This is a genomic window from Serratia sp. JSRIV006, from assembly GCF_019968685.1.
GTDB lineage: Bacteria > Pseudomonadota > Gammaproteobacteria > Enterobacterales > Enterobacteriaceae > Chania > Chania fonticola_B.
The window spans coordinates 1,826,188-1,843,262 of the sequence record NZ_CP074137.1 but is presented as its reverse complement, the minus strand read 5'-3'; the positions used below and the strand labels follow the sequence as shown (position 1 = coordinate 1,843,262).

At 56.6% G+C, this 17,075-nt stretch carries 17 protein-coding genes; 6 read left to right on the top strand and 11 right to left on the bottom strand.

Annotation, left to right across the window (positions count from 1 at the left end; translation table 11 throughout):
* Positions 1–11 precede the first annotated feature (11 nt).
* Positions 12–842 carry a helix-turn-helix transcriptional regulator gene (locus KGP16_RS08585; RefSeq protein WP_021180495.1) on the top strand — a complete coding sequence of 277 codons (831 nt, stop codon included), beginning with the start codon at positions 12–14 and terminating at the stop codon, positions 840–842.
* Here the strand turns inward: KGP16_RS08585 and dinG are convergent, their stop codons facing one another.
* The gene (gene dinG, locus KGP16_RS08580; RefSeq protein WP_223501154.1) at positions 843–3,044 is read right to left on the bottom strand and encodes an ATP-dependent DNA helicase DinG; all 2,202 of its coding nucleotides are present in this window, start codon (positions 3,042–3,044) and stop codon (positions 843–845) included. It lies immediately after the preceding gene.
* 364 nt (positions 3,045–3,408) lie between these two features.
* Here dinG and ompC point away from each other — a divergent pair, with 364 nt between their 5' ends.
* Both ompC and KGP16_RS08570 read left to right on the top strand, forming a co-directional pair.
* Positions 3,409–4,503, top strand: a complete 1,095-nt coding sequence (ompC, locus tag KGP16_RS08575; protein WP_021805140.1) for a porin OmpC — start codon at positions 3,409–3,411, stop codon at positions 4,501–4,503.
* Between the two features lie 192 nt (positions 4,504–4,695).
* Entirely contained in the window at positions 4,696–5,532 is an 837-nt protein-coding gene (locus KGP16_RS08570) for a GNAT family N-acetyltransferase (RefSeq protein WP_179248152.1), read from the top strand.
* Between the two features lie 45 nt (positions 5,533–5,577).
* On the opposite strand, the gene KGP16_RS08565 is transcribed toward KGP16_RS08570, so the two are convergent.
* The 4 genes from KGP16_RS08565 to KGP16_RS08550 all read right to left on the bottom strand — a co-directional run bounded on the left by KGP16_RS08565 (position 5,578) and on the right by KGP16_RS08550 (position 8,994).
* Positions 5,578–5,889 (bottom strand): AzlD domain-containing protein, encoded by a 312-nt coding sequence (locus KGP16_RS08565; protein WP_021805142.1) that lies wholly within the window; start codon positions 5,887–5,889, stop codon positions 5,578–5,580.
* Complete coding sequence (locus tag KGP16_RS08560; protein ID WP_059200250.1) at positions 5,886–6,593, bottom strand: AzlC family ABC transporter permease; 708 nt, start codon at positions 6,591–6,593, stop codon at positions 5,886–5,888. Before KGP16_RS08560 ends, KGP16_RS08565 begins: the two co-directional genes overlap by 4 nt.
* A gap of 70 nt (positions 6,594–6,663) precedes the next feature.
* Positions 6,664–7,509, bottom strand: coding sequence for an AraC family transcriptional regulator (locus tag KGP16_RS08555; RefSeq protein WP_371822686.1), 846 nt, complete (start codon positions 7,507–7,509; stop codon positions 6,664–6,666).
* A gap of 30 nt (positions 7,510–7,539) precedes the next feature.
* Positions 7,540–8,994: an MFS transporter gene (locus tag KGP16_RS08550; RefSeq protein ID WP_209555309.1), complete on the bottom strand. Its 1,455-nt coding sequence runs from the start codon at positions 8,992–8,994 to the stop codon at positions 7,540–7,542.
* Positions 8,995–9,097: 103 nt separating this feature from the next.
* Between KGP16_RS08550 and KGP16_RS08545 the strand changes: the two genes are divergently transcribed.
* From KGP16_RS08545 to KGP16_RS08535, 3 genes are all read left to right on the top strand, one after another.
* Positions 9,098–9,751: a metalloregulator ArsR/SmtB family transcription factor gene (locus KGP16_RS08545; RefSeq protein WP_021805146.1), complete on the top strand. Its 654-nt coding sequence runs from the start codon at positions 9,098–9,100 to the stop codon at positions 9,749–9,751.
* 141 nt (positions 9,752–9,892) lie between these two features.
* A complete protein-coding gene (gene yedA / locus KGP16_RS08540) occupies positions 9,893–10,804 on the top strand; it encodes a drug/metabolite exporter YedA (RefSeq protein WP_021805147.1) in 912 nt (303 codons plus the stop codon).
* A 183-nt stretch (positions 10,805–10,987) separates the two neighbouring features.
* Positions 10,988–11,164 carry a hypothetical protein gene (locus tag KGP16_RS08535; RefSeq protein WP_021805148.1) on the top strand — a complete coding sequence of 59 codons (177 nt, stop codon included), beginning with the start codon at positions 10,988–10,990 and terminating at the stop codon, positions 11,162–11,164.
* 6 nt (positions 11,165–11,170) lie between these two features.
* Here KGP16_RS08535 and KGP16_RS08530 read toward each other — a convergent pair whose 3' ends face one another.
* The 6 genes from KGP16_RS08530 to KGP16_RS08505 all read right to left on the bottom strand — a co-directional run bounded on the left by KGP16_RS08530 (position 11,171) and on the right by KGP16_RS08505 (position 16,903).
* Positions 11,171–11,953, bottom strand: coding sequence for a phosphate/phosphite/phosphonate ABC transporter substrate-binding protein (locus tag KGP16_RS08530; protein ID WP_218519646.1), 783 nt, complete (start codon positions 11,951–11,953; stop codon positions 11,171–11,173).
* A gap of 5 nt (positions 11,954–11,958) precedes the next feature.
* Positions 11,959–12,729: an ABC transporter permease gene (locus KGP16_RS08525; RefSeq protein ID WP_059200245.1), complete on the bottom strand. Its 771-nt coding sequence runs from the start codon at positions 12,727–12,729 to the stop codon at positions 11,959–11,961.
* A complete protein-coding gene (locus tag KGP16_RS08520) occupies positions 12,726–13,661 on the bottom strand; it encodes an ABC transporter ATP-binding protein (protein WP_021805151.1) in 936 nt (311 codons plus the stop codon). Before KGP16_RS08520 ends, KGP16_RS08525 begins: the two co-directional genes overlap by 4 nt.
* On the bottom strand, positions 13,658–14,812 hold the full coding sequence (locus KGP16_RS08515; protein WP_305802311.1) for an ABC transporter permease: 1,155 nt from the start codon (positions 14,810–14,812) through the stop codon (positions 13,658–13,660). Before KGP16_RS08515 ends, KGP16_RS08520 begins: the two co-directional genes overlap by 4 nt.
* Before the next feature lie 100 nt (positions 14,813–14,912).
* Entirely contained in the window at positions 14,913–15,842 is a 930-nt protein-coding gene (locus KGP16_RS08510) for an ABC transporter substrate-binding protein (protein ID WP_021180478.1), read from the bottom strand.
* Between the two features lie 29 nt (positions 15,843–15,871).
* Entirely contained in the window at positions 15,872–16,903 is a 1,032-nt protein-coding gene (locus tag KGP16_RS08505) for a fatty acid desaturase (RefSeq protein WP_223501152.1), read from the bottom strand.
* Between the last annotated feature and the right edge of the window lie 172 nt (positions 16,904–17,075).

Below are 17,075 nucleotides of genomic sequence, written 5' to 3'. Positions count from 1 at the left end.
AGGACCCGCCGATGCCACCACGTACCCTTAACCGCACCCGTCAAGAGCTGGCAGATTTCCTGCGTATGAAGCGTGAAAAACTCTCTCCCCAGGCCGTTGGCCTTCCGAGCGGCACGCGGCGGCGTACGCCTGGGCTAAGGCGTGAAGAAGTTGCCGCCTTGGCTGGCGTGGGCCTGACCTGGTACACCTGGCTGGAACAAGGGCGGGAAATCAATGCTTCGGTGGGATTTCTGGAGGATCTGGCGCGGGTTCTGAAGCTGGATGCGACCGAACGCTATCATCTGTTTTTACTGGCGCATCAGCGGCCCCCGGTAATAGCAGGCCACCAGTGGTGCCAGGTCACGCCGTTGGTACGCCGCTTGCTGGACGATCTTACCCTGCGCCCGGCCTATGTGATGAACCTGAGCTGGGATATTATCGCCTGGAACCCGGCGGCAGACCGCCTGTTTGCCATCGCTGAGCGTCAGCCACAGCAGCGCAATATGCTGTGGATGCTGTTTGCCGATCCCGAACTCAATCAACGGTTGATGGGATGGCAGGAGCAGGCCCCGCAAATCCTAGCCAGCTTTCGCCGTGACTACGCCCGCGCCCCGCAAGATGCCACCATGTTGCAACGCATTCAGGCTCTGAGCGAAGTATCCCCTCAATTTCGCCAACTGTGGCAGCAGCACGATATTCATGGCCGCTGCCAGGGGCAACGTACTTTCCTGGTTGCAGGGGCAGGTGAAGTGACGTTTGAACACGCCTCGTTTATTGTCGATGAAGACAACCACCTGCGGTTGGTCATGTACAGCGCACAGCCTGATTGTCCCGCCAGTGCCGCCTTTGAGGCAATGCTGTAATCAGCGGGTACGGCGGCGAGCAAACGGATTTTTGCGCTTTTTCTCTTTCTTGGCGGCCTCTGCCGCAGATTTCAATGCCGCCTTGTGGGCTTTGTCCGCTTCCGGCACTTCGCGCTGTTCGATCGGAAACACCGGCAGCGCCGCCAACAGGCGTGAACCATAGCTCTTGGTCAACAGACGGCGGTCATAAATCACGATTTCACCGTGGCACTCGTTGCTTCGGATCAGGCGGCCCACCTGTTGGATCAGGTTAAACGACGCGCTTGGCAGGCTCTGCACCTCAAACGGATAACGATTGAGGGATTTAAGCCATTCGCCCTCGGTGAGGATCACCGGGCTGTCGATCGGCGGGAAGGCAATCTTGTGGATATGCACCTGGGTCAGCAGTTCACCTTTCAGATCCAAGCCTTCGGCAAATGACTGTAGCCCGACCAACACGCTGGCAGTGCCCTTCTCTACCCGCTTACGGTGTTCTTCCACCAGCCGGTAGCGTGGCTGATCTCCCTGCACCAGCAACATCAGACGCAGATCGGTGACATAGCTGAGGAAGGTCTGCATCGCACGGTGGCTGCTGAACAGGATCAGCATCCCCTTGTGCTGGCCGCTGGCCTGCTCGCCACGGAAAAAGCGCGCCATCTCTTCCAGATGCTCGGCCTCGTTGGCCATCGCCGGTTCAAAACGCATCTTGGGAATGACGATTTTACCCTGTTCGACGTGATTAAACGGCGAAGACAGCGTTTCGAAGCGATCGCCCGCCTTCTCGCTCAGCCCGCTCATCTCTTGCAGCCGTGAAAAACTATTCAATGAGCGTAACGTTGCCGAGGTGACCACCACGTGTGGCACCTTGCGCCACAGTAGTTTTTCCAACTGATCGCTGACACGGATGCCCACGCAATGCAGATAAAGATGGGTAACGTTATCGCGTAGTTCACGCGCAATCCATTTGGAGATCGGCGCATTGGAGGATTTATCCATCGCCGCCAGCCGCCACAGCTTGCTCATCGCTTCCAGGTAGCCCAGCGTGCGGCTCATCTGGATGATGGACCGATGCAACCGCACAATATCGTGCTTGCCGGTCTGCTCGGTGAGGTCGTTAAGAATAAATTCGGACAGGCCGCGCAGGCCGTCCGTCAGTTTGAACAGGCGCGCGCAGATCTCGACCATCTCCGCAGGAAGTTCACCCATTTCGAAACGATATTCGGCGTTGCCGCTGTCTGGCGGCAGATAGGCGTTGGCCTGGTGCTCAAAAATCTGGATCAGCTCGCGCAATTCTTCACAGTGGTTTTTTAGCCGTTCGCTATTGGCCAACCCCGGCGGGTTCTTTGGCCGGTACTGCGTCATGCACTGTTCCACCTGGCGCACGATCATATCGAGCTGGAGGTTGGTTGACAGCGCGGTGATCTCACCGTCAATCTCCAGCGCATCCCGTGCCACCTCCGGCAGATGATGGCCTTCGTCCAGCACCAGCAGCAACTCTTTCGGGTTCGGCAATACCGACTCGGTTTCCAACGCAGCCATCACCAACGCGTGGTTGGCTACCACCACGTCGGCGGTTTCAATTTCTTTGCGGGCGATGTAGAACGGGCATTCACGGATATAGTGGCAATTGCGCCCCAGGCAGTTGGCCTTGTCGGTACTCAGCTTGCCCCAGAGGGGGTCATCGATCGATAGCGGGTAGTGATCGCGCAGGCCATCCCATTCATGGCGCGCCAGGGCTTTCGCCAGCTTTTGGCACAGCGCCTGCTCTTCACCACTGGACGGCGCCAGCTCGTCTTCGTCCAGGTACAGCATCAGATCGCCCTGCTCGACCACGTCGGTGCTCATCGCCGCCAGATTGCGCGGGCAAACATAGCGCCCACGGCCAAACGCGCCAGTGAATTTCAGATCGGGAATGATCTTTTTCAACAGCGGTAAATCTTTGCTGTAGATCTGATCCTGCAGCGCCACGTTGGCGGTACTGACCACCAACGGTTTGCTTTCGGCACGGCCAACGGCAATACCCGGTATCAGGTACGAGAGCGTTTTACCCACGCCGGTTGGCGCCTCGATCGCCAGATGGCGAGGGTAATCTCCGGCCAGGGTCTTCGCCACTTCAGCGATCATCTGTCGCTGAGGGGCACGGGAAATAAAATCCGGTATTTGCTGCTGCAGGGCTTTGTACCACTGGCCGATCTGATCTTTAACTGCGGGGGAAAGCGCCATTCAACTCTTATCTATACGAAATGATGGCGCTATTGTCCCACAGACCGCCCGCGGCGTCAGCCCGAGTTACGGTTGGCTTACCAACATTGCAAAACGTACCGCAATGCCCCCCTTCTCTCACAGTGGAACATTGAATTTTTTGCGCATAACCTCGCATGTTTGCACAACAGAACCCCGCCCCTCTGAAACAAAAAACGCCTCTCCTGGATTATTTTTCACCCTTCGATATCCATTTACCTGACCTGTCATAAATACATCACACAACTGCGGTAAAAAATCTTCGCTGCGCTAACTCCGGCAGTAAAGTAAAACAGCGATACAGCTGATGATAAGCGTCTTTCAATCGTACAAAGCAGGGAACACCATGAAACCTAATCTTCTTGCCGTTATTGCGGCACTTTTTATTGCTCAGACCGCACAGGCAGCAGAGATATACAATAAAGACGGTAACAAGCTTGATTTTTATGGCCGGGTAAAAGCACTGCACTATTTCTCTGACGATACCAGCAATGATGGTGATAAAACCTACGTACGTATCGGCTTTAAAGGGGCAACCCAGATTAACGATATGCTGACCGGCTATGGCCAGTGGGAATATCAGATCGCCGCCAACCATAGCGAATCGGATGGCACTAAAGACACTAAAACCCGTCTTGGTTTTGCTGGCTTGAAAGTGAAAAACTTTGGTTCATTTGACTATGGCCGTAACTACGGCGTTATTTACGACGTTGCTGCCTGGACGGATATGCTGCCGGAATTTGGCGATGACACCTATATCAAAACCGACAACTTTATGACCGGGCGCGCCAACGGCGTGGCCACCTACCGTAACAACGATTTCTTCGGCCTGGTCGATGGCCTGAAGTTCGCGTTGCAATATCAGGGCAAGAACGAAAACGATGCCCGCGCCAACAGCAAAGCTAACGGCGACGGCTTCGGTCTGTCTTCCAGCTACGAAATCATCGATGGCGTCAGCGTTACGGCCGCCTATGCCTCTTCTAACCGGACTACCGGTCAGAAACAGAGCAGCTATGGCAAGGGGGATAAAGCCGACGTGTGGGCAACCGGCCTGAAATACGACGCCAACAGCGTGTATCTGGCCGCCACCTATGCGGAAACCCATAACCTGACGCCAATTTCCGGCACCGCGACCATTAATAATACCCCTACCTCAGTAAGCGGGTTTGCCAATAAAACCCAGAACGTGGAAGTGGTTGCGCAATATCAGTTCGACTTTGGCCTGCGCCCGTCACTGGCTTATGTCCAATCCAAGGCTAAAGATATTGAAAATATCGGTGACACCGACCTGGTGAAATATATTGATGTGGGTGCTTACTATTACTTCAACAAAAACATGTCCACCTATGTGGATTATAAAATCAACCAACTCGATGACAACAACAAGCTAGGTCTAAAAAACGACGACGTGATTGCCGTGGCTTTGACCTATCAGTTCTGATTTACGCTGTGACACATAACCACTACTGCAATTTATAGCTACGGCTATTTCTGAAGTGACTTCGCCGGGCGAATTCGCCCGGCTTTTTCATCACGATGATTGCTCACAAATCCGACACAAACAGCTTAATACTTGCCTGATTGGCCAATCGCAGCTAGATATAGAGGTCTCATCGCTGCCTTTGGAACCGCCATGCCTATCGATAGCCAGTTCGAGTTTCACTCCGCCTTGCACTACAGCAGCATGCAGCTGGCGCAAATACTCAGCCACTGTTTCGAGAACTACATTGTTCCCTTTGTGATCGACGGCGAAACCTTTAGCAGCCGCTTTGCCGCCGAAGACCTCAGCCTGAACCACAGCATTGTCGTCACCCACCAGCAGCACCCGGTGGCGCTGGCCCTGATCGCGAGCCGGGGCCAACATAGCCGTGTGGCGGCCTTATCTATCCGCCCGGAAATGCGTGGCAGAGGGTTAGGCAGGACGTTGATGCAACGCATTATTGCGGATGCCCATACGCGAGGCGATCGCCGGCTTTCGCTGGAGGTGATCGCCGGTAATCAAGCGGCTCTGGCACTGTATCAACAGGTGGGCTTAGCCATCACCCGCACGCTATGGGGATTTCACGCCCCCTTGGCAACCCCGGAACCCTCGGCAACCTTGCAACCGATCGACCCGTTGGCACTTGCCCAGCAGATGACCGCCGACGGCCAACATGGCTTGCCGTGGTTAATTGCCCCAGAGTCGCTGTATAAACTGCCCGGCTCCCCGCGCGCCTTCACTCTGGAAAAGCAGGCTTTTGCTTTGGTGATACCGGGCGCACAGCAGTGCCATCTGCGCATGATTTATGTGCCGCCAGCGCTTCGCGGCCAAGGCCAGGCACGCCTTCTGTTGCAAGCACTACAAGCACAGTTTGCCCCGCTGGCGCTGTCGGCCAACGTATTTGTTCCGGACGATATCGCCCCCTTCTTCCAGCACCTTGGCTGGCGTGAAGATCCTTTGCGTCAGTTTGAAATGACAATGGCGATCTGATGCTTTCCCCCTGAATTATTCAGGGGGAATATTCTGAGGCACGGGTTATAACAGTGTACGTAGCAGAATAAACATCAGCATACTCAGCACCACGACCGCCAGCGTATTGCGCAGGAAAACGGCCAGAACAATAGCGAATACGGCTCCCCATAGATAAGGGTTTTCGGGCAGTGCGCGCCACTCATCCCCGTTGAAGGCGATGATTGGTCCGCAGATGGCAGTCAGTACCGCGGGTACCGAGAAGCTCAACAAAGTTCTCATCCGTTGCGATAAGCGCACCGGTAGGCCAGGTGCCAGGAAACAGTAGCGGTTGAAGAAGACGATCACGCCCATCAACACAATGGTCAGCCAGATCATTCTTTCCCCCTGCTGCACAGCAGCCCAACCAACATCGCCACCACGGTGGTAATAATCAAAGCGCCAGGTACCTGATAATGGTGCAAGCCAATCGACAGCACCAAGGATGTCAAGACGCAGGCCAGCACCGGCAGGTTGCGTACCAACGGCACAATGATGGCGATAAAGGTCGCCGCGATTGAGAAATCAAGACCGTAGCTATCGAGATCAATGCTGCTGGCCGCCACTACGCCGAGCAAGGTGGCCAAGAACCAGCTCAAATAAAACGCCAGCCCTGCCCCCAGTGCATACCAACGGTTAAAGCGCGCTGGACCATGATCCCCCGTCAGAGCAAATAGCTCATCGGTCAGCAAAAACGCCAGTGCTACCCGCCACCGCAGCGGTAGCGGAGCAATACATTCCCGTAAGCGCAGACCGTAGAGGAAATGCTGAGCGGTGACAAAAAAGGTGGAGATCAGGATCGCCAGCATACCGGCACCGGTCTTGATCATCCCCATCGCCACCAGTTGCGAGGCTCCGGCAAACACAATCGCCGACATCCCCAGCCCCTCGGCCGCCGTCAGGCCACTCTGGATCGCCATTGACCCCGCAAGTATCCCCCAGGGCAATACCGCCAGGCACAGCGGCAGAATCGACACGGCCCCTTGCAAGGCCGGACGCAGGCGCAACGTTGGCGGCTCCGTGAGTGTTGATTGGTAAGTCATTCTTTTCTCCTTCGAACGAAGAAGTAGCATAGCGCAGGAAAGAGAGCGAGTATTGTATACGCTTGCGTATTTATCTTAACGATTTGACATAGTCACCGGGCGTCACGCCGATGGACTTGCGGAAATGACGGTGGAAATGGCTCTGATCGTGAAAACCGCAGGCCAGTGCCGTTTCCAGCACGCCATTGCCCGCTTTCAACAGCTGGCGCCCTTTACGCAAACGCGCCTGGATCTGGTAGGCATGAGGCGGTAAACCGGTCACCTGTTGAAACTGGCGCAACAAATAATAAGGGCTCAGCCCGGCTTTCTCTGCCAATTCCAGCAGGGAAATATTGACCTCGGGGAAATCATCCAGAAAGGCTTTGATCCGCGCTATCTGGCTTTGTGCCTTACTTTGCACGGCAGGCACTATGCGGCTTTTACCGTGGCGCAGCATCAACCAGGTCAGCGCCGAAAACACCAATGTCTCTTTCACCAGACGGTTTTCATTACTGCGCATCATACCAAAGGCTAATCGCAACTGCCCGGCTAGCCCGGCGTCCTGCACCACGGGATTAGGAAAATAGGGCGTAGCCCCGGCGACGGTTTTCAAATCGCGGGATAAGAACGCCAGCAGTTCCGCTTTGGGATACATGGCCTGATAGGACCAGCCGTCTTCGCTGGCAGAGCTGCCGGTATGGATATCATCGGCGTTGACCAGGATCACACTGCCCAACGGCGCGACATGCTCGCCGCCAGTACGGTAAAAACGCTGGGCTCCCTCGTCAATCACGCCTACGCAGAAACCCTCGTGACTGTGGCGGGAGAAGGTCTGGCGGCGATAGGTGGCCTGCAACACCTCCAGCCCGCCGAGATCGTCGACGTGCATGAAATTAGCCTGTTCCTGACGCCCTTTCCGGCTCATGCTCTTCGCCATGCTTACCTTCCCCGCTGAATGAAAAGCATTCTAGCACTCACCTGAACCAGGCGTTTGTACAAAATTGCTCGGATCCTCGGCAGGCTGGCTAATGGCCGCACTGCGCCAGGCGCTGTAGATCGCCAACAGCGGGGCCAAGGCAAACAGCAGGAACAGCCAATGAGCAGCGGAGGACGCGCCCTCGATCCCGCCCGGCGCGGTAAATCCGGCCAGATTGGTGACCATCCCCGCCAATGCTGCGCCAAACGCCGTGGCGAAGAGTTGCACCGTGGTAATGGAAGCCCCGGCAATATCCTTATCGGCCTGAGGGGCCACCTGCAAAATGCGCGTCAGCAGGTGCGGCCAACCAAAACCGATCCCGAAACCGACCAACGTCAAAGCCAGCACGATCGGCCCCAGCGCCTGCCAGTGGCCGTTAGAAGGAATTGGCATCAGTACCGCCAATCCCAGCAGGCCAAACAGCACCAGGATCGGCCCGCTGATAATCGCCAAACGGATCCCCACGCCGCGCCAACCGGAGCTAAGAATTTCCGACAAGGTCCAACCCGCTGCCATTGTGGCGGCAATATAACCGGAAATCAGTGGTGACTGACCATGCAGAGTTTGCAAGAAGTAAGGCACAAAGATCTCGCTGGTCATGCCGATCACCAACAAAGTCACTGTCACGTACAGCGAAGCCAGCGCCGAACCACGACGCAGCGCCTGATGTGGCAACAGACGAGCTCGGGAATGTCCCTCACGCCGGATTAGCCCAATCAACAACAACAATGCCAGCACAATCCCGCCCACGTTTAGCCAACCGCTCTCTGCCAGGCTGCCAGCCGACACCACCAATACCGCGCCAGCCAGCAGCAACAACTGCATCAGCGGTAACGGCGTTGGCCGCTGCTGCGGTTTACCCTTGGGCAGAATACGGAACGTAAAGGCGGCGTAGAGCACCATAATCGGCAACAGAATACCGAACGCCCAGCGCCAGGCGTTCAATTCGGCAAAAATCCCGCCGACGGCTGGCCCCACCAACGTGGCAATCCCCCACATCGCGGAGATCAGCGCCATGGCGCGTGGCCAGAGTTTTTGTTCAAACACCAGGTTAATCATCGCGTAGGACAAAGCAAAGATCAGGCCACCGCCAAACCCCTGTACCGTGCGGCCAATCAACATCACCGGCATGGAAGGGGCCAGTGCACACAGCATCGCCCCCACAATGAAAAACAGCGACGCCACCAGATAAGCGCTACGCGCCCCGTAGCCACTCAGCAAACGTGCCGATAGCGCCGAGCCTAATATCGAGGCCACCACAAACAAGGTGGTGTTCCAGGCATAGAGATCCAACCCACCGATGTCCTGCACCACCGACGGTAAAATGGTGGTCGCCACCAGAATATTGATCGCATGCAAAGCGACGCCAAGCGACAGTGCGATGGCACTGGCGGCATTTTTGCCGGAAAAGAGATCGCTCCAACGGCTGTTCTCATCGGTTATCACGGTTATCGTCCTGTTTTCAGAGGAATGGCATTGAGTTGATCTTGCTATTAGGCTAAATTTAACAAGCAATATCTTGGAATAATTAAGGGCGAGGCGCTGTAATATGTCAAGAATTAACTTGGAAAATGGCGAATGCACCGCACATTCGGTCAGTGACCGCTTGCTGAAGCTGTTGAAAACCCACGGTCCGCAGCAAGCCTCAGAAGCGGGAAAGGTCCTCGGCACCACTGGTGAAGCCGCTCGTCAGCAATTCGTCAAGCTGGCAAAAGAGGGTCTGGTGGAAGCCAAGGCAGAAACCCGTGGCGTTGGCCGCCCGGTACAGCTCTGGCAGTTGACCGCCGCAGGTAACGCCCACTTTCCCGACGCCCATGCCGAATTAACCGCCCAACTGTTGCGCACGGTGCGTGACAAACTGGGTGAACAGGCGATGGACCTGCTGATCGACAGCCGAGAGCAGGAGACCCTAATTAATTATAAACAGGCGATGGTCGGTGCAGCCGATTTACGTGAACGTGTTGCTCGTCTGGCGGCCATCCGTTGCCGTGAAGGGTATATGGCCGAGTGGAGTGAAGAGAAAGACGGCGAGTTTCTGCTGGTGGAAAATCACTGCCCCATCTGCAGCGCCGCGGCGGTTTGCCAAGGATTTTGCCGCGCCGAGCTGAACGTATTTACCGAGGTGCTGCAAGCCAAGGTTGAGCGCAGCGAACATATTCTTACCGGTGCCCGCCGCTGCGCCTACCAGATCTCCCAGTCGTAATCCCTTGATTGTAGGCCAGGGACTGGCAGCCTCCCCCGGTAGCACGACACCACTAAACGAGTAGAAAAGCATTGCTTATCGGCCATGCCTTAAGGTTTACTGAGTGTCCTAACGATTTTTCACCCTACCGAATAATAACCCATGCTGAGCCAACAAAATCGTCATCTCCTGCCGTTAATCGGGGCGCTGTTTACGTTATATATTGTCTGGGGATCGACCTACTTCGCTATCCGAGTGGGGGTGGCAAGCTGGCCTCCCTTGATGATGGCGGGCATTCGTTTTCTGATTGCCGGTATCATCCTGTTCGTTTTCCTGTTGCTGCGGGGCCATGCCCTGCCCACTCTGAAACAGTGGGTCGCCGCTGGCACCATTGGCATTCTGTTGCTGGCCGTGGGTAACGGCCTGGTCACGGTAGCCGAGCACCAGGATGTGCCTTCCGGCATTGCCGCGGTGATGGTCGCTACGGTTCCGCTGTTCACCCTCTGCTTCAGCATGTTTTGGGGGATCCGCAATACCAAGCTGGAATGGACCGGTATCGCCCTTGGACTGGTGGGCATTGTGTTGCTCAACACCGGCAATAACCTGGTGGGCAACCCGACCGGCGCGCTGTTAATCCTGTTGGCTTCCGCCAGTTGGGCCTTTGGTTCGGTACTCGGCTCACGCATTTCACTCCCTGCCGGGCCGATGGCCGGTGCCGCAGAAATGCTGGTAGCCGGCGTGGTGCTGACCATCGCCAGCCAACTGAGCGGTGAGCATTTGGATAAAATGCCCACCTTCAGCGGCTTTATGGCGCTCGGTTATCTGATTGTTTTCGGTTCAATGCTGGCGATCAGCGCCTATATGTTCCTGCTGAAAAACGTACGCCCAGCGGTAGCGACCAGCTATGCCTACGTCAATCCGGTGGTGGCGGTGCTGCTCGGCGTCGGTTTTGCTGGCGAATCCCTGGGCCCGCGCGAGTGGCTGGCGTTGGTGATTATCGTCTCGGCGGTGGTGTTGGTGACGCTGGGTAAATACCTGTTTGCCCGCCCGGCCAAGGCACAACAGGTCAACTAAATGCCCCCCCTTACCCTCTCCCAACAGGAGAGGGGACCAAATGTGCTACCTATTAACTCCCGCGTCTGAGCACTGCACCGCAACAAAACTTGAAGCAACATACCCCCAATTAAACGAGTGTTGTTTCACCCGCTGAAGGGGCTATAATTCCCGCTGTTCTGGACAACCTGCGAAATCATCATTATGCGGAAAAAAGCGTTCCTCATCGTCATCGCCTTATGCGCCTTCGGCTCTCTGGGCGGCGTGTTTCTGGCCGGGCTGAATATGTACACCCGTTCCACCACGCCACAAGAAGAGACCACAACCACCAGCGATGCCGCTACCGATAGTGCCCCAACGGCCACTATCCAAGCGAAATAACCCGCTTTATAACGCCGTGACGCCAGCGTTGGCCGCCAGCCTTTCAAGCTCGGCCACCCGCTGATAAGCAGTACGCGGCACCAGACTAAAATCGCCGATCAGCAGGCTTTCACTGGCCGTATGGTTGACCATGGCACTGGCCGCGGTGCGCAGGATTGCCAATTGTGAGTCTGGCGTTCCGGCCGCCGTGATCAACGGCAAACCCGGTACCGCAGCGGTACGGCCAATAATCTTCAGGCCAGCAACGGCTTGTGGCCGTGCCCGTTTCAACAGGGCAAAGCTGATACAGTCGATGGCCGCAATATCCGCCTGCCCCTCCAGGATCATCTCCAGTGAGCAATAGTGGCTGCCAGAGGCGATCGCCTGACGGAAAAAATGCCCTTCCTGCGCCAGCGGTGCAATCAAGGCTCGCAGACTGTTATACCCCGACTGTGAATCCTGGCTGTTATACGCCACCACGCGATCGCGGAAATCTTCCAGACGGTCAGCCGGTTCCTCCTCACGCACCACCAGCCAACTGCTGTAGTTCGCTCCGCTGCAACCTTCCACACGGTAATGGTAAGTCCCCACCAGCTGTACCTGTGGTAACACCGTCACCAATGGATATCCGCAGGTCTGGCTAAGTAGCAGATCCGGCCGTTGCCAGTGTTGCGGCAAATCCTGCGGCCAACTCAGCGTCTGGGGAACCTCCGCCATACCCAGTTGCCGCAGCTTATCGCGTAGCGCCTGCCAGAACGGTTCCACCTGTTGGTGGCTAACGCCGTACATCGGTAAAGAGACTATCGCCATGGAAGTTACCCCGCAGAAGATGAGACAGTCAGCCGTTGCTGACGCCAGGCGGTGAGGTAGCGTACCCAGCGTTCGAACAGCATGTCGGTAATGATCGCCAACAACGCCACTACCACCGCTCCCTGGATCACATACGCCGTATTGAAGCCACTCAGGCCAATAATGATCGGCGTTCCCAGCGTTTTGGTGCCCACCGTTGAGGCTATGGCCGCCGTGCCGATATTGATAATCACCGAAGTGCGGATCCCCGCGACGATCACCGGGGCCGCCAACGGCAGCTCAACGCGCCACAAAATTTGCCAGCGGCTCATCCCCACCCCTTGAGCCACTTCACGCGTGCCCGCCGGAACCGACTCTATCCCGGTCAAGGTGCCTTGCAGGATCGGTAATAAACCATACAGCACCAGCGCAATAATCGCTGGCTGCTCACTAAAACCCATTACCGGTACCGCCACCGCCAATACCGCAACCGGTGGAAAAGTCTGCCCAACGGCAACCACGGTTTCCACCAATGAGCGAAACTCCCGCCCGGCACCGCGCGTCACCGCAATGCCAGCGGTTACGCCAATCATTACCGCAATCAGGCTCGATACGGCTACTAGCGATAAATGCGCAACAACCAGCGAGAAAAAGCTGTCCTGCTGATACACTGGCCGCTCCAACTGTGGGAACCAAGCGGCAAACAGGCCGTGCAGATGGTTCATGCCGAAGACCAACGCCACTAGCAGAGCAAATGTCCACGGCAGCGGATCGCGCCACCAGCGCGTGATGTTCATGATAGCGCCTTGTGTGTAATCAAATCGCTGAAATGCAACACGCCAAGCGCTTGCCCCTGTTCGTCAACCACCGGCAAACGTTCGCAGCCTCGGGCAACAAACACCGACAGCGCCTCACGCAGGCTCATCATGGCCTGGATGGGTTCCCCTTCCGCCTCACCCGGCCGCACCCTTTCGGCTACCGTGCCCAACGCCAACAGCTTGATCCCCCTATCGCTGCGGCCAAAGAAGTCACGCACAAAATCATTCACCGGGTTGGTCAGCAACGCCAACGGAGTGCCCTGCTGCACCACTCGCCCCTGATCGAGCAGCACGATCCGATCGGCCAACCCCAGCGCCTCATCGATATCGTGCGTCACCAGTACGATGGTGCGGCCAGAAAGTTGATGAATACGGGCAATCTCAGCCTGCAACGAGGCCCGGGTCACCGGATCGAGCGCACCAAAGGGTTCGTCCATGAGCAACACCTCAGGATCGGCGGCCAGCGCCCGTGCCACCCCAACCCGCTGTTGCTGTCCGCCGGAAAGCTGATGTGGATAGCGGCGGCGGAACAGCTCCGGCTCCAGTTGCAGCAGCTCCATCAGCTCAGTCACCCGATCGCGGATCCGTGCTCTTGGCCACTTCAGTAACTGCGGCACCGTGGCAATATTCTCTTCTACCGTCCAATGGGGGAACAGACCGATCGACTGGATGGCATAGCCCATTCGGCGGCGTAAATCCTGCGGTTTGAACTTATGGATCTCCTCACCGGCAAACCTGATCTTGCCTTTATCATGCTCGATCAGGCGGTTGATCATCTTCAACGTGGTGGATTTGCCTGAGCCGGAAGTGCCGATCAGCACGGTAAACTCCCCTTCCGCCATGCTCAACGAGAGATCGTCCACCGCCGGTTTCCCCTGAAAAATCTTGCTTACCCGGTCAAAGTTAATCATCTGGCAGTCACTTCCAACATTGAAATTATGAATTTAAACAGCGAATCGACGATCACCGCCATGGCGATCACCGGGATCACCCCGAGCAACACCAGATCCAGTGCGCTGCTGAGTAATCCTTGAAACACGATCGCACCAAAACCCCCGGCACCAATCAGCGCTGCCACCACCGCCATTCCCACGGTTTGTACCGCCAGGATGCGCACGCCGGTCAGGAACAGTGGCATTGCCAGTGGCAGCTGGACGCCAAAGAAAATCTGCCCGCGCGTCATTCCCATGCCGCTGGCGGACTCAATCACGCTGGCGGGCACGCTTTGCAAACCGGCGACCACGCTGCGCACCAGCGGCAACAGGGCATAGAGCACCAATGCCACAATCGCCGGGGCCATGCCGATACCGCTAATGCCTAAGTTCGCCAGCCAAGGTAGCGCCGCCGCCAGCCCGGCCAACGGGGCGATCAACAGGCCAAATAGCGCAATGGAAGGGACGGTCTGGATGATATTCAGCGTGGAGAAGATGGGACCCTGCCAGCGGGTTGAACGAAAACACAGCACGCCCAACGGCACACCAATCAGCAGAGCCGGTACCATGGTAGCCAGCAAGATGGTCAAATGCTGTAGTAATGCAGCGTCAAATACCTCTTGCCGGTTGTGGTACTCCTTCAGCAGGGAAAGCTGGTCCAACTGATGGGTAAACAGCAGCAGCGCGGCAGGTAGCAGCACCAAGACGTTACCCAGAATGCGCCACAGGTGCGAGGGAGTGATCCGCGTCATGGCATCAGCGGCGATCAGGCCGCTCAATGCTGCCATTAGCGCACAGCCGCTGCTCCAGGAAGTGCGTGCCAACGGCGAGCCCTGCAATGCCAGTTGCTGCGCGGTATAGCCGCTCAACCAAAAGATCATCGCCAATAGAACAGCGGCAACGCAGGCGGTCAGCCGCGCCCGATTGCGCGTGGGGGTCAACAGGCTGAGCACGGCCAACGCCAATAATGGCAGCAGCAGCCACAGAGCGGGGCCATGCAACAGTGAAATCAGAGAGATACTCTTGCCAGACAGTAGGCGATTAGGAGCATAACTGAGGAACGGCAGGCCAAAGGCCGCAAGCAGCAGCAAAACAAACAAAGTCAGTAATACGCGGTTTTTCAAGACAATAATCAAAATCACTCCCCGGTACCCGGGCATCCCCTTGGTCTTTCAGGCGGTAATATGGCCGACTGGGCCGCTCACCGCTGCCCGGTCGGCGGGATCCAGGTTACTTAATCAACCCTTTCTGTTTCAGGTAATTGACCGCCACCTGTTTGGCATCCTGGCCTTCTACGGCGATCTGCGCGTTCAACTGCTGTAAGGTTGGGCCGTCGAGCGTAGCGAATACCGGTTTGAGCAGTTCGGCGATATTGGCGTGCTGTTGCAGCGTTGCCTCACGAACAATCGGAGCCGGGGCGTAAATTGGCTGTACGCCCTGTGGGTCTTCCAACGTTTGCAGGCCCAGCGCGGCCACCGGGCCATCAGTCCCATACGCCATCGCCGCATTCACCCCAGAGGTTTGTTCCGCCGCCGCCTTGATGGTCACCGCCGTGTCACCGCCAGCCAGTGACAGTAACTGATCCTGATTAAGCTTGAAGCCATAAGCATTCTGGAAGGCCGGTAGCGCGTCCGGGCGTTCGATAAACTCTGCCGATGCCGCCAGTTTGAACTTACCACCGTCGTTGATCCACTTGGCCAGATCTGCCAGGGTTTTCAGATGGTTGGCCTGCGCCACGTCCTGGCGAACGGCGATCGTCCAGGTGTTGTTAGCCGGGGCGGCATCCAACCAGACGATCTTGTTCTGGTCATAGTCGAGCTTTTTCACCTTCTCGAACCCGGCCTGAGCGTTTTTCCACGCCGGATCTTTTTCATCGGAGAAGAAGAAGGCACCGTTACCGGTGTATTCCGGGTAGATATCAATCTCGCCGGAAGTGATGGCACCACGTAATACCTTGGTGGTGCCCAATTGCAGTTTGTTGGTAGTTTTGATGCCGTTGGCTTCCAGCACCTGCACAATGATATTGCCAAGCAGCGAGCCTTCGGTATCAATTTTAGAACCCACGCGTACCGTATCGGCCGCCTGTGCAACACCGCAGGCTCCCGCCAGAACGGTCAATGCCAATGCCAAAAAACGTGCGCGTAATGGGGTAATAGCCATGCTTTATCCTCTTTGATGATGCTTTCCGGCTATTTCGCCAGATCGATTGGAAAATCCTGCGCGGTATGGGTCCAGCCTATCACATGCTGCTTCTCGACTCTCTCCTGTTCAAACGGGTGTACTTCAACGGCAATCGGCGTCACGGCATGATCGACCAACCAGTTGCCATAGCCCTGCACCACAAACCCCTGGCTGCGTTGCCGGTAGGCCTGCTGCTCTGCCAGATAGACTTTTCGCAGCCCATACCAAGGCAAACCGGGTAAATCATGGTGCACTAAATGATAGTTCAGATTGAGAAACAGCAGTCGCCAAGGCCAAGAGGCCTCATTAATAATAGAACGTGCCTGCGGAGCGTCCACCGCGCGATGCTCATAAAACGAACGGATCTTGGTCAACCCCAGCGCCGGGTAGCTCACCGCCAGCAGATAAAAGGCGGCAGAAATGCCCTGCGCTTGCAGCCAGGCAAGCAGAGCTACCAACAGTGCGCCGTGTACCAGCCACATCGTCAAGGTCCGCAGATCACCAGCCAATATGGCTTTCAGAGCGTTGGACAGCGTGGTGATAATGTCCCAGGCCGGGCCAAGCGTGACCCGGCCAAGCAGGGTATTACGCACCTTGGCCAACAGAGGCAGCCAAACAGGAAATCGTTGCCACTGCGCCCGGCTGAAATAGTAACTTTCCGGATCTTCGGCAGGTTGGGTCAGATGATCGTCGCGATGATGCTGAATATGGCTGTCGCGGTACAGCCCGTAGGGATACCACACCGCCAGGGGAAGCAGGCCGAACAGTTGGTTGAGCCGCGGCCACCGGGTGGGATGGCCGTGGATCAGCTCATGCTGCAAAGAGAGATACCAGGTAGTCGCCAACGTCAGCAATGGTGCGCCCAGCCAGGGGCCGAGCAGCTGCCAGTAATGCACCACGCCGAACCAACTACCGTAAACCAGCAGCATAATGCCCCAGGTCGGCAGCTCCAACCGCCAGATCCATTGCCGGTTAAGCTGTTGGATCCAGGCTCGTTGTTCGCCATGCAGATAGTGACTATGGGGTTTGGCTGAGGGCATTTTCCGGCTCGCTGAGGCTATTTTTCTCAGTATCGGCGAAGCGGATCGGCGCTCAAAATAACAAAAGTGGTAAAGCAAAGTTAAAAATCAGCATCATGACGTTAGCTGCGTGGATAACAATCCTGGCGGGCAACAACAGGCTATGCGTTAACCTACCCTGCCTTGCCAACCT

What these genes read in the sequence shown, in the direction of transcription:
- KGP16_RS08525 (WP_059200245.1), bottom strand. Translation starts at nt 12,729, where the DNA reads ATGAACATCACGCGCTGGTGGCGCGATCCGCTGCCGTGGACATTTGCT.
- KGP16_RS08510 (WP_021180478.1), bottom strand. Translation starts at nt 15,842, where the DNA reads ATGGCTATTACCCCATTACGCGCACGTTTTTTGGCATTGGCATTGACC.
- KGP16_RS08570 (WP_179248152.1), top strand. Translation starts at nt 4,696, where the DNA reads ATGCCTATCGATAGCCAGTTCGAGTTTCACTCCGCCTTGCACTACAGC.
- yedA (WP_021805147.1), top strand. Translation starts at nt 9,893, where the DNA reads ATGCTGAGCCAACAAAATCGTCATCTCCTGCCGTTAATCGGGGCGCTG.
- ompC (WP_021805140.1), top strand. Translation starts at nt 3,409, where the DNA reads ATGAAACCTAATCTTCTTGCCGTTATTGCGGCACTTTTTATTGCTCAG.
- KGP16_RS08585 (WP_021180495.1), top strand. Translation starts at nt 12, where the DNA reads ATGCCACCACGTACCCTTAACCGCACCCGTCAAGAGCTGGCAGATTTC.
- KGP16_RS08520 (WP_021805151.1), bottom strand. Translation starts at nt 13,661, where the DNA reads ATGATTAACTTTGACCGGGTAAGCAAGATTTTTCAGGGGAAACCGGCG.
- KGP16_RS08545 (WP_021805146.1), top strand. Translation starts at nt 9,098, where the DNA reads ATGTCAAGAATTAACTTGGAAAATGGCGAATGCACCGCACATTCGGTC.
- dinG (WP_223501154.1), bottom strand. Translation starts at nt 3,044, where the DNA reads ATGGCGCTTTCCCCCGCAGTTAAAGATCAGATCGGCCAGTGGTACAAA.
- KGP16_RS08530 (WP_218519646.1), bottom strand. Translation starts at nt 11,953, where the DNA reads ATGGCGATAGTCTCTTTACCGATGTACGGCGTTAGCCACCAACAGGTG.
- KGP16_RS08560 (WP_059200250.1), bottom strand. Translation starts at nt 6,593, where the DNA reads ATGACTTACCAATCAACACTCACGGAGCCGCCAACGTTGCGCCTGCGT.
- KGP16_RS08505 (WP_223501152.1), bottom strand. Translation starts at nt 16,903, where the DNA reads ATGCCCTCAGCCAAACCCCATAGTCACTATCTGCATGGCGAACAACGA.
- KGP16_RS08565 (WP_021805142.1), bottom strand. Translation starts at nt 5,889, where the DNA reads ATGATCTGGCTGACCATTGTGTTGATGGGCGTGATCGTCTTCTTCAAC.
- KGP16_RS08535 (WP_021805148.1), top strand. Translation starts at nt 10,988, where the DNA reads ATGCGGAAAAAAGCGTTCCTCATCGTCATCGCCTTATGCGCCTTCGGC.
- KGP16_RS08555 (WP_371822686.1), bottom strand. Translation starts at nt 7,509, where the DNA reads ATGGCGAAGAGCATGAGCCGGAAAGGGCGTCAGGAACAGGCTAATTTC.